This is a genomic window from Maritimibacter sp. HL-12 (assembly GCF_900177545.1).
GTDB lineage: Bacteria > Pseudomonadota > Alphaproteobacteria > Rhodobacterales > Rhodobacteraceae > Sinisalibacter.
Window position 1 is genome coordinate 2,629,189 of record NZ_FXBQ01000001.1, and the last position, 12,812, is coordinate 2,642,000.

The following is a 12,812-nucleotide window of genomic DNA, read 5'->3' on the forward strand; positions in this document are numbered from 1 at the left end:
GCGGGAGCGTCAACAGGAGAATGCCGATGCCCACCTTCACTGCCTTCACCACCCTCGTAGGTCAGGAACCCGCCGAGGCGCTGGGCGAGGCGCTGGAGGCGCTCGACCCCGCTCCCACCGGGATCGGGGTGTTCGAGGTGGAAGACGGCTCGGGGCTCTGGGAAGTGGGCGGCTATTTCACCGAACCACCCGACGAGATCGCGCTGGCTTTGCTCGCCAAGGCGCATGGCGCGGGGGATTTCAGCGTCTCGGAACTGCCTGAAACGGATTGGGTGGCGCATGTGAAACGCACGCTCTCGCCGGTCGAGGCGGGGCGCTTCTTCGTCTATGGCAGCCACGATGCCGAGCGCGTGCCCGCGGGCAAGGTGGCGCTCAGGATCGAGGCGGCGATGGCCTTCGGGACCGGCCACCATGGCACCACGCTCGGCTGCCTGACCGCGCTTGACGGGTTGATTTCGCAAGGTCTCATCAAGCGCAACATTGCCGATATCGGCTGCGGCACGGCGGTGCTCGCGATGGCCGCGGCAAAGGTCTGGCCGCGCCCGGTGATCGCCTCGGATATCGACGCCGTGGCCGTCGACGTGGCGCGCGCCAATGTCGAGGCCAACGGCCTTTCCGACTCGGTCCACACCATCGAAGCCGCTGGCTTCGATCATCCCGACATCGCCGCGGCCGCGCCCTTCGACCTGGTGTTTGCCAATATTCTCAAGGGCCCGCTCCTCGCCCTCGCCCCCGACATGGCGGCGCATATTGCCCCCGGCGGCCACGCGATCCTGTCCGGCATCCTGAATCCGCAGGCCGACGAGGTGGTTGCCACCTACAGGAAAAATGGCTTCTCTCTCGAATCGTGCGCAGAATATGGCGACTGGACCACCTTGGTGCTGTCGAGGAAGCCTTGAAAACAAGGGGAAACAAACAGTTTCCAATGCTTCGCCTTGGTTTTGCCCCATTTCTGCCCTTATATTGATGTGCGTGGGGGCGCAGTTTGGAGTTGGTCATGGCCGACGCGAATTTCGCCAGGTTCAACAAGCGGGTGCGTGAGATCGAGGGGCGCCACAAGCGCCTTGCCTCGGGCTATGTGCGGCTTGAGGAGCGCGACGGGCTCCTTGTGCCGGTCGAGCGGGTGCGCCCGCGTCGGTCGCTGCCGTTGCGGGGGATCACGCTCTCTCTGGTCGCTTTCCTTTTGTTCAAAGGGTTTCTGCTGGCCTATCTCGGCCCGGTCACTTACGGCAACCGGATCGCCATCCTCGAAGCGGGCAATGCCGCTGAAAAGGTTGGTAGCTGGATCATGGCGGCTGACCCGATCACGCTCTGGATCGCCAGCCAGATCGGGCTGCTGATCTGAACCTCAGCCGTCGAGGTCGAGTTCGACGAGACCGAGCGCGCGGGCGTTCTCGGTCGAGAGAATGCCCGAGTTGAGCCCATTTTTCACCTGGAATGCGCGGATCGCCTGGCGCGTGGCATGGTCGAGCGTGCCGCTGGCCTCGCCCTTGTAGATCCCCCGCGTGATCAGCGCGCGCTGCACCGAGGCAATGAAGTCTGGTGTCCAGCGCGGCGGACAGGGGGTTTCAAAGTAGATTTCCTCGCGCCCCTGCACCACCTGGTGGCTGCTGCGTTCCTCGAATTCAGCGGGGGTGATGATGTTGCCTTCCGGGCCGATCTCGGCCTCGGCAACCAGCACCCGCTCGGTCACCTGCTCGATCACCGCGGGGGTGACATCCTTGCCGTAGCAGGCCCCGGGGCGCGCGCCGGGCGGGCCGAGGGTGAAATCGGTGATCACCACCTCTTCGCCGAGATCCGCGCGGGTGACATCGCCGCTGTTCCCGGCGCAACCCATGAGGGCGATGGCGGCCAGAAACAGCCCTGTTGCGGGACGGATACTTGAATGCATGGTCATCTGCTCGTTTCGGTTCTGTGGACCGTTTGGCCGAACCATAGCGCAAATCCGCGCTCCGGGCTAGAGGCCCGTGTCTTCCCCCGACGGAGGCAGTGCCAGCCGGTCGAGCATCGGCGAAATGTCCTCGACCACCTCCGCCACGATCTGCACCACGCCGCTTTCGCGCTGGAGCTTGCCGGTGACCCGAAGCGCCCGCCCCGCCACCACGGCGCGGCGGTGGCGCTCGTAGGCCTGGTGCCAGACGATCACGTTGGCGATGCCGGTTTCATCCTCCAGCGTGATGAAGATCACCCCCTTGGCGGTGCCGGGGCGCTGGCGCACCATCACCAGACCCGCCACCGTCACCCGCGCGCCCACCGGCGGGTGGGCGAGCCAGCGGTGCGGGATCGCGGCAGGCGGACGGGGCCAGCGCATAGCGGAGGGGGCGGGATCGGGCGTCATGAGAACAAAAATAGAACATTCAGACAGAAAGGCAAGCCCCGCGCCGGGGGCTGGCAAAACGGGCTGGCAGGCCCTATCTGCCTTCGCTAGAACCCCGGGGAAAGCAACGCGGAGACAGGGCGCTATGGCGAAGATCACCTATATCGAGCACAACGGCACCGAGCACGTGGTGGAGGTCGCCAACGGCCTCACCGTGATGGAAGGCGCGCGCGACAATGGCGTGCCGGGCATCGAAGCCGATTGCGGCGGTGCCTGCGCCTGCTCCACCTGCCACGTCTACGTCGCCGAGGACTGGGTGGAAAAACTCCCCGCCAAGGACGCGATGGAAGCCGACATGCTCGATTTCGCCTGGGAGCCCGACCCGGTGCGCTCGCGCCTGACCTGCCAGATCCAGGTGACCGACGCGGTCGACGGCCTGGTGGTGACCCTGCCCGAAAAGCAGATCTGATCACGCAGCCGTTGCTGGACAGCGACGCGGACGACCGGCGACATGGGGGCGAAAGGAAGCTCCCGATGCGTATCGCGCTTGCCCTCGCCCTTGCCGTTCTGCCCGCCCCGCTGGCGGCGAAGGAGATCGTCGCGGCGGATTACGTCGAACCGACCGACGCCTACGGCCACGGCGCGCTGCCGGGCGGCGAATATGCCGGGCTCGAACTGCGCTATGCCGATGGCAGCCGCAACATCTTGCGCTTCGAGGCCGCGGTGTTCGAGGATACCGCGCCGCGACTGCACGATTTCGACGGCGACGGCAAACCGGAAGTGGTGGCGGTGCTCTCGGGCTTCGAGACCGGGGCTATGGTGATGATCTTCGGCCATGATGGCGAGGCCGCGCGCCCGCTCGGACAGACCGCCGCGATCGGCCAGCGCCACCGCTGGCTGGCGATTGCCGGGATCGCCGATTTCGACGGCGACGGGGTCGACGAGATCGCCTATGTCGATCGGCCCCACCTTGCCAGGACTTTGCGTCTGGTCCGGGTGGTGCTTCAAGACGGGCAGGCCAGTTTCACCCAAGCCGCCAGTGCGCCAGGGCTCAGCAATCACCGCTACGGCGCGGAGATGATCGAAGGCGGCGTGCGTGACTGCCCCGGCGCTGCCCCCGTCATCGTCACCGCCGATGCCGGGTGGCGCGAGATCGTGGCAACGCGGCTGGAGGCGGGTCGCCTCGTGAGCACCTCCGCTGCGCCTTACGATGGCCCCGACAGTTTTGCGCCGGTCATGGCCTGCCGGTGACCTCAGGGCGCGGAGGCACAGGCATCCTCGGTCGAAATCACCTCGGCGAACTCGCCATGGAGGTGGTCGAGCGCGGCCTGGTGGATGAACTTCGGGTCGGCCTTGCCGCCGCCGCGCCAGTCGGTGTCGGCATTCTGGGCAAAGGCCGCGCAGGCATCGTGCACGAGCTCGACCGAGAAGCCGAGGTTGGCCGCCATCCGGGTGGTGGTGGAGACGCAATGCGGCGTGGTCAGCCCGCAGATCACCAGCGCCTCGATCCCGGCGGCCCGAAGATCGGCCTCCAGACTGGTGCCGATGAAGGCGGAGTTGACGCTCTTCTCATAGATCGGCTCGCCATCCTCGGGCATCACCGAGGGATGGAAATCGACCCTGCCGGACGCCGGGTTGAGCGGGCTGTTCGGCTCCACCGAAAGATGCCGCACGTGGTAGACCGGCGCGCCCGCCGCGCGCCAATGCGCCAGCAGCCGCCCGGCGTTTTCCTCGGCCTGCGGATTGTTGCGAGGCCCCCAGTAGGGGTCGTCAAAGGCCGCCTGGATGTCGACGAGGAGGAGGGCGCGCGGGCTCATATGTCGACCCGGCTGGTCGGGTTGCGATAGGTGATCCGGCGCAGCGACCCGGAGCGCGAGCGCATCAGCAGGGTTTCGGCCTCGATCCAGCCCGGCTCGTGCTTCAGTCCGGCGACGATAGAGCCATCGGTCACGCCGGTGGCAGCAAAGATCACATCAGCAGTCACCATGTCGTCGCGGGCATAGATCCGGTTGAAATCGGTGATCCCGGCCTTGGTGGCGCGGCCGCGTTCGTCGTCGTTGCGGAAGGTCAACCGCCCCCACATCTGACCGCCCATGCATTTGAGCGCCGCCGCGGCCAGCACGCCCTCGGGTGCGCCGCCCGAACCCATGTACATGTCGATGCCGGTGCGCTGCGCCTCGGCGGTGTGGATCACGCCGGCCACGTCGCCGTCGGTGATCAGCCGGATCGCCGCCCTGGTTGAGCGGATCTCGGCGATCATCTCTTCGTGGCGTGGCCGCTCCAGCACGCAAACGGTGATGTCATCGGGTTTGCAGCCCCGGGCCTTGGCCAGCGCCTCGATGCGTTCGGAGGGGCTCATCTCGAGGCTCACCACGTCGCGCGGATAGCCCGGCCCGATCGCGAGCTTGTCCATGTAGACGTCGGGCGCGTGCAGCAGCGTGCCGCGCGGCGCGAGGGCAATCACGGTGAGCGCGTTCGGCATGTCCTTTGCGGTGAGGGTGGTGCCTTCGAGCGGGTCGAGCGCGATATCCACCTCGGGGCCGTTGCCGGTGCCGACCTCCTCGCCGATGTAGAGCATCGGGGCCTCGTCGCGCTCGCCCTCACCGATCACCACCACGCCCTTGATGTCGAGCAGGTTGAGCTGGTTGCGCATCGCGTTCACCGCGGCCTGGTCGGCGGCCTTTTCGTCACCGCGTCCGACCAGCTTGTAGGAGGCAACGGCGGCGGCCTCCGAGACTCGGGCAAGACCGAGCGAGAGCATGCGGTCGGCAAAAACGACGGGGGAGGCGGTCATGAAATCATCCTTCGAGGGCTACGGGTTGCCACTCGATAGCAGCGCATTGCGTCGCGGCCAAGACAGGCAGCATGAGGTTTGCGCTACCAAGCCCGACTTAGTTGGATCCAGGACGCGGCGGCGCCAGGTTTCGGGTTTTCCTTCCACGGCGAGGTGCCCGTGCTGCGCGCCAGGTATGCGACCCGCTGGCAAGGGCGAAGGTGTTGCGGCACGGCGGCGAAGACCGACGTTGGAAAAGGCGACGTTTCAGCCGTGGTTGCGGTGTCTTGCGGTCTCGATTGGTTGGAGTCGCGATAGAACGCGGCAGCGAGGCTGCCGCGATGCGCGCGCGGATTCCGTCAAGCACACCGGGCGTTTCCCGCCGTGAATCGGTCAGGCGCTGCGCGCGATCCGCCGAAAGCCGGCGTCGCCCAGCCAAAACCCGTTCGAGAAGGGTGTATCCATCTGCATGGCATCGAGCCGCGCCGCCGCCTCGTCGCCGTCGATCCGCCCGGCGGCGACATCGGCAAAGACGCGAGCGACCGCGACCATGTCCTGCCGTTGCGGGATCAGCCGTAACGCCGTGACCCCGAGCGCCCGCATGTCGGGAACATGCGCCGCAAGATTGACGTAGGAGCGCGACAGGGTCTGGATCCCGTTCACCATGAGGAACGGATCGCCGTCCATCGTGCTGAGCGGCATCCCGTCGGGATCTTCCTCGCAGACGAACTGGCAATTGTCCTTGGTCCGGCCGTGGGCGCGGGCGTGATAGCACCGCGCCGACACCGCCAGCGAGGCGCGACCGAAGGCTTGCACCTCCACGCCGAGGCCCGCCGCACGGGCCGCTTGCGCCATCACCGCGACGCCGGCGCGCGGCAATTCCGGTGGCAGGCTGAAATGGGTCGCCCCCTGCGCGGCGAGAAAGGTCATGGTCTCTTCGTTGTAGACATTCATCATCGGGCCGACGCGGTGCGGCTTCCCCGCCAGCGCGCGCAGCGCGGCGGCGTTGTTCGCCTCGACGATGCGGCCGTCGTCGCCCGCGCAAAGATCGTCGGTCGCCTTGCGCTCGCGCTTGAGCAGGATCTCGGCCAGCGAGGACCAGATCACCCGCTTGCCGCCCGCCTCCAGACGCTCGGCGATATCGGGCAGATCGGCCTCGAAGAACGGCGCGCGTTTCGAGCAGATCAACTCACCCAGAACGACGGTATCGACCGGGGCTTCGTCGGCGATGCTTGCGTAGAAGTCGCGCCTGTCGTCGCGCGACCAGTGATAGGGGATCGGGGCGAGCGTCAGCTCCATGATGTCACCGCCATTTCTTGGTCTCGAATGCGCCTTGCGATTCCTTCTGGCCCTCGGTCAGCGCCACCAGGTCGGCCAGGTGTGGCTCGCGTCCCTCGCGGATCGCATCGACGGCGGCGCGGAAGTTGGAGACGACCTGCCGGACATAGGCGCGGCTGCGCTGGCGACCCTCGATCTTGAAGGCGTGCACCCCCGCCGCCATCAGGTCCGGCAGGAGCCGCGCGAGGTTGAGGCTCACCGGCTCTTCAAAGGCGTAATACCCGGTCTCCCGGGCGGGCGCGCGGTAGCGCCCCTTGCAGATCGTCGGGTAGCCGGCGGTCTCGTTCGGGCCGAAACGGTCGATGGTGAATTCGCCCAGCCGGGTCGTCATGCCGCCATCGGCCTCGCGCTTGTATTCGACATCGCTCGCGGGCGAACACACCCCGTCCATGTTGGTCGAAAGCCCGGTTGCATAATTGGTCAGGCTGCAGCGGCCTTCGACCATCAGCCCGTGGTTGCCGAAAATAAAGGTTTCGATCTCGCACGGAATCTCGGTCATGATGGCCCGGATTTCGGGGATCGTGAGGATGCGCGGCAGGACCACGCGCTTGATCTCGAAATTCTCGACGTAATAGGCAATCGCCTCGGGGCTGGAGGCGGCGGCCTGCACCGAGAGATGCAGGCGCTGATCGGGATGTGCCTCGCGGATCGCTGCGGCAACGCCGATATCGGCGACGATCATTGCATCGACGCCAAAGCGCACCCCCATCGCGGCGGCCTCGCGCCAGAGGTCGAATTTTCCGGCCGGGGGAAAGGTGTTGAGTGCCAGCAGAACCTTGGCACCCTTGGCATGGGCATAATCGACCGCTTCGGCCATTTCCTCGGGCGTGAAGTTGAGCCCCGGGAAGTTGCGTGCATTGGTCGCGTTCTGAAATCCGCAGTAAACCGCATCGGCGCCGGCATCGACCGCCGTGCGCAGCGCGGCCGGTGTGCCCGCAGGGCAAACCAGTTCTCCAACCGTCATTCCTTGTTCACCTTCTTTCGCTCGGCCATGCGCCGCAGCGCCGCCAGGGTTGCGCGCCCCGGTGCGCCGTGCATGTCGGCGACACGCTCGGCAATCGAGCCGTCGATATCGTCCAGCGCGTTGCGCAGGCTGACCACGGCCTCGGTATTGCCTTCGATCACCAGGTCGCGGGAAAAGAACAGCGCGTCGCCGTCGAGATCGGCATCGACCAGTTCCAGCAGATCGAGAAACCGGCCCGAAATCCGCGCCACATGGTCGGGCAGGTGCCGCCGCGACACCGCGCGCATCAACGGCGCATCGCGATCGGGGCGCAGGTGCAGGACAAAGGGCATGTCGACCGGGTCGATGATGTAGTCGCGCCCGACCCAGGGGCCGAGCCGGTTGAACATGCGCGGGTTCTCCGCAGCGATCCGGCGCACGATGCGGGCCAGAATGGGCTGGAGCAGGAAAAGCGGCAGCGGCAAGCCCGCTCGTGGGTGGTGAAGCGGCGAGGGGTGGAGATCGGCGTTGGACATGCACGGCGCCTAGCACGCATCGCCGGGCCGTCACTTGATTTCGGTCAATTGCGCAACTTTTCGGCAGGAGTCTCCGCCGGAGCGGTCACGGTGGCCGGACGGCCCCGACGGCATCGGTGCGGCCCCGACGGCATCGGTGCGGCCCCGGGGCAGGCAGGGCGAGGGTTATCGGGCGACGGCAACGATCTCTCTGCGATGCCGAGAGGACCGATGTTCGAAAAGGTAGATTCCCTGCCAGGTTCCCAGCATCATCCGGCCAGAAATTATCGGAATCGTGAGAGAAACCGGCAAGAGCGCGGCCTTGATATGCGCCGGCATATCGTCCGGGCCTTCGCTGGTGTGGCGGATGTAGCCCATCGCCGGGTCGTCGCTCGGCGGCACCAGCCGGTGAAAGAACGCCGCGAGATCGGTACGCACATCGGGATCGGCGTTTTCCTGGATCGCGAGCGAGGCGGAGGTGTGCCGCACGAAGAGCGTAAGCAGCGCCTCCTCGGCCCGTGATGCGGCCACGAAGCCCTCGACCTCTCGGGTGATCTCGTAGAGCCCCGGCCCCTGCGTTTCGATCGTGAACACCTTGTGCATCTGGCCTTCACCCTTGTCGGTCCCGCCAAGACACGGGAATGTCAGTCTTTCGTGCCCGCAGATATGGTAAACTGCGGCCATCAAGCCACGAGGATGCCCAGGAGGACGCCATGACACGGATGACCGCGAAAGACTTCGACCAGGAACTTCTCGAGCTTTACGATTACTACGCCCACGGCCTGTTGTCGAAGCGCGAGTTTCTCGACAGGGCGGCAAAATGGACTGTGGGCGGGCTTAGCGCCGCGGCGCTGCTCGACATGCTCAGCCCGGATTATGCGCTCGCCAGCCAGGTCAGCTTCACCGACCCCGATATCGTGCCGGAATATATCACCTACCCCAGCCCGAACGGCCATGGCGAGGTGCGCGGCTACCTCGTGAAACCGGCAGGCGAAGGCCCCTTTCCCGCCGTGCTCGTGGTGCACGAGAACCGGGGGCTGAACCCCTATATCGAGGACGTGGCGCGGCGGGTCGCCAAGGCGGGCTTCTTGGCGCTGGCACCCGATGGGCTCACCAGCGTTGGCGGCTACCCCGGTAACGACGATCAGGGGCGCGAGTTGCAGAGCACCATCGACGGCGAAAAGTTGATGAACGATTTCTTCGCCGGGGTCGAGCACCTGCTCGCGCGCGATGACAGCACCGGCAAGGTCGGTTGCGTCGGCTTCTGCTATGGCGGCGGGGTTTGCAACGCGTTGGCGGTGGCCTTTCCCGAACTGGCCGCCTCGGTGCCGTTCTATGGCCGCCAACCGGCGACGGAGGACGTGGCGCAGATCGAAGCGCCGCTGCTCATCCACTACGCCGAACTTGACGAGCGGATCAACGCTGGCTGGCCCGATTTCGAGGCGGCGTTGCAGGCCGAGGGCAAGACCTACACCGCCCATATCTACGAAGGCGTCAACCACGGTTTCCACAACGACACCACGCCGCGTTACGACGAGGAAGCGGCGGAACTGGCATGGGATCGGACGGTGGCGTTCTTCGAGGAACACTTGCGCTGAAGGCTTGGCCGCCCGGTCATCCCGGGCGGCTCACGGTCTGGTGGCTCAGGCCTCGGCGGGCTCGGCGGCGACGATGCGCAGCCCCTTTTTCTCCAAGGAACGCAGGAGCTTGCGGGCGTTTTTCGTGGCATCGGGGCGGGCAACTTCCCACGCCGCCTTGCGCTCCTCGGGCGTGCCCTCGGGGTTGCTGGCGCGCCAGTCGTCGCGCCAGGTGGTGTAGCCGATCACCCGCGCGGCCTTCCTGCGCGCTTCCTGCGCGACCTTCTGTTCGGGGGTGAGCGCGGCCTTGGTCTCGGTCTTGGACGAAGATGTAGCCATTTGTTCTGTCCTGTGAAAATGCCTCTTGGCGGGCCCTTTTTCCGGGTCCGTCCGAGCGCCAGAATACCGCATGTCGGGGCTGTGGATAAGTGGGAAAATGCGGGCGGGCGTCCGCGCCGGCGAGGTGTGGCCGGCCGGCGCCCTCGGCAGGTGCGGGGCGGCGGAGATCAGCCGAAAAGCCCCTCGCCCATCTGGTCGATCAACTGCTTGGCCTTGCGCAGGGCGGCCGCAGCGGCCTCGTCGCGGTCGCTGAACACGTCGGCGCGGATCAGGTGATGGGTGCGGGTCTCGCCGCCGATCTCCTTCTCGATCCGGGCCGCGAGCCGGTAGCCGCCGCTTTCCTTCCCGGGCTCGGGATAGATGCGAAAGCCTTCGTGGGTTTCGGGTTCCGGCTCCGGGGCCGATCCGCCGCCGAAGAGTTTGGATAAGAGGGACATGGGATCGCTCCGTCCTTGGGGATATTTGGCTCGGGTCAGGGCGAGCTTAGACCGGATCGGCCGGGATGGCGATGGGGTCGCGCAGCCCGCGCCCCGTAGGGCGGGGTTTCACCCCGCCACCCGCGAGACAGCCGGGCTGAAGCCCGGCCTACGATGGAGGCTAGCAGTAAACCTACCAGACCCTCCAGAGGATCAACCCGAGGAGCACGACAAAAACATTCAGCTGTCGATGCACTCCTGCAAATCAATCAATTCCGAGAGAACTCGCTTCGTTTCTTCGCGAATGGTGGCATCAAACTCGCTTTGGCGATCACGCCCGTGCCAGAACCCGGCACCAATCCCCAAACCAGCCAAACCAATCGTGTGGACAACGCCTACATAATCAAAAACTATCACGGCTACCGCGATCAGACCGAATGAGATGATCATTGAATAGAACCACCATTCTTTCGGCGCCCCGCGTATTCGGAGCACTCTGCTCTTGGCTATTGCCGCAGCCCTTGCCTCAAGAGATGGGTCTGGCTCGATCACACATCTGCCTCTAGTTCGTTACTGATCCAGGAAACTCCTCAGCTTCCGCGACCGCGACGGGTGCTTGAGCTTGCGCAAAGCCTTCGCCTCGATCTGCCGGATCCGTTCGCGCGTCACCGAGAACTGCTGGCCGACCTCTTCGAGCGTGTGGTCAGTGTTCATGCCGATGCCGAAGCGCATGCGCAGCACGCGTTCTTCACGAGGCGTGAGCGAGGCGAGCACGCGGGTGGTGGTTTCCTTGAGGTTTTCCTGAATCGCCGATTCCAGCGGCAGAACCGCGTTCTTGTCCTCGATGAAATCGCCAAGCTGGCTGTCTTCCTCGTCGCCGATCGGCGTTTCGAGCGAGATCGGCTCCTTGGCGATCTTCATCACCTTGCGGACCTTCTCGAGCGGCATTTGCAGCTTCTCGGCCAGTTCTTCCGGCGTCGGTTCGCGGCCGATCTCGTGCAGCATCTGGCGGCCCGTGCGCACCAGCTTGTTGATCGTCTCGATCATGTGCACCGGGATGCGGATGGTGCGGGCCTGATCGGCAATGCTGCGGGTTATGGCTTGCCGGATCCACCAGGTGGCATAGGTCGAGAACTTGTAGCCGCGGCGGTATTCGAACTTGTCGACCGCCTTCATCAGCCCGATGTTGCCTTCCTGAATGAGATCAAGGAATTGCAGGCCCCGGTTGGTGTATTTCTTGGCAATCGAGATCACCAGCCGCAGGTTGGCCTCGACCATTTCCTTCTTGGCCTGGCGGGCTTCCTTTTCGCCCTTCTGCACCTGTTGCACGATGCGGCGGAACTCGGGAATGTCGACCCCGACATACTGGCCCACCTGCGCCATCTCGGTGCGCAACTCGGCGATCTTGTCCGACGAGCGTTCCACCAGCGCCTGCCAGCCGCGCCCGGCCTTGTCGTTCATCCGATCGAGCCAGTTCGGATCGAGCTCGTAGCCGCGGTACGCCTCGATGAACTCGCGGCGGTTGATCCGGGCCTGGTCGGCCAGTTTCACCATCGCCGAGTCGATGGCCATGATCCGACGGTTGATGCCGTAGAGCTGATCGACCAGCGCCTCGATGCGGTTGTTGTGCAGGTGCAACTCGTTGACCAGTTCGACAACCTCGGCGCGCAGCTTCTGGTAGGTTGCCTCTTCCTTGTCGGAGAACGATCCGTCCTCATTCAGGGTGGCGCTCATGCGCAGGTCCTGCATCTCCGAGAGCATGATGTAATCGGCGGCGATGCGGTCGAGGGTTTCGAGCACGCGCGGCTTGAGCGCTGCCTCCATCGCGGCAAGCGACATGTTGGCCTGCTCGTCCTCGTCCTCGTCGTCATCCTCGCTGGAAATCGGGTTGCCGTCGGCATCCAGCTCCGGCCCGGTCTGCTCGGGCTTCGCGGCCCCCGCGGTCTGGGTGGTGTCGCTTTCACCGACCGCCACCACGCCATCCTCGTCATCGCCTTCGAGCGAGCGGCCGAAGGTGGCGTCGAGGTCGATCACGTCGCGCAGGAGGATGTCTTCGCTCAGAAGTTCGTCGCGCCAGATGGTGATCGCCTGGAATGTCAGCGGGCTTTCGCAGAGCCCCGCGATCATCGTGTTGCGGCCCGCCTCGATGCGCTTGGCGATGGCGATCTCGCCCTCGCGCGACAGCAGTTCCACCGAGCCCATTTCGCGCAGATACATGCGCACCGGATCGTCTGTTCGGTCGAGTTTCTCGGTTTCGGAGGTTGCGACGGTCACGTCGCGCGAGCCGGAGGTGGCGACCAGGTCGGTCGATCCCTTGTCGTCCTCGCCGTCCTCGGCGTCTTCGTCCTCGATGATGTTGATGCCCATCTCCGAGAGCATCGACATCACGTCTTCGATCTGCTCCGACGAAACCTGGTCGGGCGGGAGCACGTTGTTGAGCTGGTCATAGGTGATGTAGCCCTTCTCGCGGGCCTCGGCGATCATCTTCTTGATCGCCGCCTGATCCATGTCGGGGTTGACCGACTCGTCCTCCTGCTCGGTTTCCTTGGTGTCGTCGTTTTCCTTGACGGCCATGCGATCTTCCTTGGTCGTGA

General features: G+C 65.4%; 17 protein-coding genes. 5 read left to right on the top strand and 12 right to left on the bottom strand.

Going from position 1 to position 12,812, the window contains the following annotated elements; genetic code table 11:
* Positions 1–26: 26 nt before the first annotated feature.
* A complete protein-coding gene (locus tag B9Y97_RS13130; RefSeq protein WP_085527156.1) occupies positions 27–899 on the top strand; it encodes a 50S ribosomal protein L11 methyltransferase in 873 nt (290 codons plus the stop codon).
* Positions 900–997: 98 nt separating this feature from the next.
* Positions 998–1,345, top strand: coding sequence for a hypothetical protein (locus tag B9Y97_RS13135; protein ID WP_085527157.1), 348 nt, complete (start codon positions 998–1,000; stop codon positions 1,343–1,345).
* A gap of 3 nt (positions 1,346–1,348) precedes the next feature.
* Here B9Y97_RS13135 and B9Y97_RS13140 read toward each other — a convergent pair whose 3' ends face one another.
* Entirely contained in the window at positions 1,349–1,897 is a 549-nt protein-coding gene (locus B9Y97_RS13140; RefSeq protein ID WP_176224369.1) for a peptidoglycan-binding domain-containing protein, read from the bottom strand.
* Between the two features lie 60 nt (positions 1,898–1,957).
* The gene (locus tag B9Y97_RS13145; RefSeq protein WP_254900918.1) at positions 1,958–2,338 is read right to left on the bottom strand and encodes an OB-fold nucleic acid binding domain-containing protein; all 381 of its coding nucleotides are present in this window, start codon (positions 2,336–2,338) and stop codon (positions 1,958–1,960) included.
* 124 nt (positions 2,339–2,462) lie between these two features.
* Here B9Y97_RS13145 and B9Y97_RS13150 point away from each other — a divergent pair, with 124 nt between their 5' ends.
* Together B9Y97_RS13150 and B9Y97_RS13155 are read left to right on the top strand one after the other, a co-directional pair.
* Entirely contained in the window at positions 2,463–2,786 is a 324-nt protein-coding gene (locus tag B9Y97_RS13150; protein ID WP_085527160.1) for a 2Fe-2S iron-sulfur cluster-binding protein, read from the top strand.
* A 65-nt stretch (positions 2,787–2,851) separates the two neighbouring features.
* Positions 2,852–3,568 carry an FG-GAP repeat domain-containing protein gene (locus tag B9Y97_RS13155; protein ID WP_085527161.1) on the top strand — a complete coding sequence of 239 codons (717 nt, stop codon included), beginning with the start codon at positions 2,852–2,854 and terminating at the stop codon, positions 3,566–3,568.
* Positions 3,569–3,570: 2 nt separating this feature from the next.
* On the opposite strand, the gene B9Y97_RS13160 is transcribed toward B9Y97_RS13155, so the two are convergent.
* The 6 genes from B9Y97_RS13160 to B9Y97_RS13185 all read right to left on the bottom strand — a co-directional run bounded on the left by B9Y97_RS13160 (position 3,571) and on the right by B9Y97_RS13185 (position 8,489).
* Complete coding sequence (locus B9Y97_RS13160; protein ID WP_085527162.1) at positions 3,571–4,134, bottom strand: cysteine hydrolase family protein; 564 nt, start codon at positions 4,132–4,134, stop codon at positions 3,571–3,573.
* Positions 4,131–5,111: a class II fructose-bisphosphatase gene (gene glpX / locus B9Y97_RS13165; RefSeq protein WP_085527163.1), complete on the bottom strand. Its 981-nt coding sequence runs from the start codon at positions 5,109–5,111 to the stop codon at positions 4,131–4,133. The genes B9Y97_RS13160 and glpX overlap by 4 nt, the downstream gene beginning before the upstream one ends.
* Before the next feature lie 372 nt (positions 5,112–5,483).
* The gene (locus B9Y97_RS13170) at positions 5,484–6,389 is read right to left on the bottom strand and encodes a ubiquinone anaerobic biosynthesis protein UbiV (RefSeq protein WP_085527164.1); all 906 of its coding nucleotides are present in this window, start codon (positions 6,387–6,389) and stop codon (positions 5,484–5,486) included.
* Positions 6,390–6,393: 4 nt separating this feature from the next.
* Positions 6,394–7,392 (bottom strand): ubiquinone anaerobic biosynthesis protein UbiU, encoded by a 999-nt coding sequence (locus B9Y97_RS13175; protein ID WP_085527165.1) that lies wholly within the window; start codon positions 7,390–7,392, stop codon positions 6,394–6,396.
* Positions 7,389–7,907: a ubiquinone anaerobic biosynthesis accessory factor UbiT gene (locus B9Y97_RS13180; protein WP_085527166.1), complete on the bottom strand. Its 519-nt coding sequence runs from the start codon at positions 7,905–7,907 to the stop codon at positions 7,389–7,391. Before B9Y97_RS13180 ends, B9Y97_RS13175 begins: the two co-directional genes overlap by 4 nt.
* 165 nt (positions 7,908–8,072) lie before the next feature.
* Positions 8,073–8,489 (bottom strand): secondary thiamine-phosphate synthase enzyme YjbQ, encoded by a 417-nt coding sequence (locus B9Y97_RS13185; protein WP_085528262.1) that lies wholly within the window; start codon positions 8,487–8,489, stop codon positions 8,073–8,075.
* Between the two features lie 110 nt (positions 8,490–8,599).
* On the opposite strand from B9Y97_RS13185, the gene yghX reads away from it, so the two are divergent.
* Positions 8,600–9,484: a YghX family hydrolase gene (gene yghX / locus B9Y97_RS13190; RefSeq protein ID WP_085527167.1), complete on the top strand. Its 885-nt coding sequence runs from the start codon at positions 8,600–8,602 to the stop codon at positions 9,482–9,484.
* Positions 9,485–9,529: 45 nt separating this feature from the next.
* Here the strand turns inward: yghX and B9Y97_RS13195 are convergent, their stop codons facing one another.
* The 4 genes from B9Y97_RS13195 to rpoD all read right to left on the bottom strand — a co-directional run bounded on the left by B9Y97_RS13195 (position 9,530) and on the right by rpoD (position 12,792).
* Positions 9,530–9,802, bottom strand: coding sequence for a hypothetical protein (locus tag B9Y97_RS13195; protein WP_085527168.1), 273 nt, complete (start codon positions 9,800–9,802; stop codon positions 9,530–9,532).
* Positions 9,803–9,969: 167 nt separating this feature from the next.
* The gene (locus B9Y97_RS13200; RefSeq protein ID WP_085527169.1) at positions 9,970–10,239 is read right to left on the bottom strand and encodes an HlyU family transcriptional regulator; all 270 of its coding nucleotides are present in this window, start codon (positions 10,237–10,239) and stop codon (positions 9,970–9,972) included.
* Positions 10,240–10,458: 219 nt separating this feature from the next.
* Entirely contained in the window at positions 10,459–10,668 is a 210-nt protein-coding gene (locus B9Y97_RS13205; RefSeq protein WP_085527170.1) for a hypothetical protein, read from the bottom strand.
* A 120-nt stretch (positions 10,669–10,788) separates the two neighbouring features.
* Positions 10,789–12,792 carry an RNA polymerase sigma factor RpoD gene (gene rpoD, locus B9Y97_RS13210; RefSeq protein ID WP_085528263.1) on the bottom strand — a complete coding sequence of 668 codons (2,004 nt, stop codon included), beginning with the start codon at positions 12,790–12,792 and terminating at the stop codon, positions 10,789–10,791.
* Between the last annotated feature and the right edge of the window lie 20 nt (positions 12,793–12,812).

Bases quoted from the DNA above. Each gene is read 5' to 3' on its own strand.
- B9Y97_RS13130 (WP_085527156.1), top strand. From the start codon at position 27: ATGCCCACCTTCACTGCCTTCACCACCCTCGTAGGTCAGGAACCCGCC.
- B9Y97_RS13135 (WP_085527157.1), top strand. From the start codon at position 998: ATGGCCGACGCGAATTTCGCCAGGTTCAACAAGCGGGTGCGTGAGATC.
- B9Y97_RS13140 (WP_176224369.1), bottom strand. From the start codon at position 1,897: ATGACCATGCATTCAAGTATCCGTCCCGCAACAGGGCTGTTTCTGGCC.
- B9Y97_RS13145 (WP_254900918.1), bottom strand. From the start codon at position 2,338: ATGACGCCCGATCCCGCCCCCTCCGCTATGCGCTGGCCCCGTCCGCCT.
- B9Y97_RS13150 (WP_085527160.1), top strand. From the start codon at position 2,463: ATGGCGAAGATCACCTATATCGAGCACAACGGCACCGAGCACGTGGTG.
- B9Y97_RS13155 (WP_085527161.1), top strand. From the start codon at position 2,852: ATGCGTATCGCGCTTGCCCTCGCCCTTGCCGTTCTGCCCGCCCCGCTG.
- B9Y97_RS13160 (WP_085527162.1), bottom strand. From the start codon at position 4,134: ATGAGCCCGCGCGCCCTCCTCCTCGTCGACATCCAGGCGGCCTTTGAC.
- glpX (WP_085527163.1), bottom strand. From the start codon at position 5,111: ATGACCGCCTCCCCCGTCGTTTTTGCCGACCGCATGCTCTCGCTCGGT.
- B9Y97_RS13170 (WP_085527164.1), bottom strand. From the start codon at position 6,389: ATGGAGCTGACGCTCGCCCCGATCCCCTATCACTGGTCGCGCGACGAC.
- B9Y97_RS13175 (WP_085527165.1), bottom strand. From the start codon at position 7,392: ATGACGGTTGGAGAACTGGTTTGCCCTGCGGGCACACCGGCCGCGCTG.
- B9Y97_RS13180 (WP_085527166.1), bottom strand. From the start codon at position 7,907: ATGTCCAACGCCGATCTCCACCCCTCGCCGCTTCACCACCCACGAGCG.
- B9Y97_RS13185 (WP_085528262.1), bottom strand. From the start codon at position 8,489: ATGCACAAGGTGTTCACGATCGAAACGCAGGGGCCGGGGCTCTACGAG.
- yghX (WP_085527167.1), top strand. From the start codon at position 8,600: ATGACACGGATGACCGCGAAAGACTTCGACCAGGAACTTCTCGAGCTT.
- B9Y97_RS13195 (WP_085527168.1), bottom strand. From the start codon at position 9,802: ATGGCTACATCTTCGTCCAAGACCGAGACCAAGGCCGCGCTCACCCCC.
- B9Y97_RS13200 (WP_085527169.1), bottom strand. From the start codon at position 10,239: ATGTCCCTCTTATCCAAACTCTTCGGCGGCGGATCGGCCCCGGAGCCG.
- B9Y97_RS13205 (WP_085527170.1), bottom strand. From the start codon at position 10,668: ATGATCATCTCATTCGGTCTGATCGCGGTAGCCGTGATAGTTTTTGAT.
- rpoD (WP_085528263.1), bottom strand. From the start codon at position 12,792: ATGGCCGTCAAGGAAAACGACGACACCAAGGAAACCGAGCAGGAGGAC.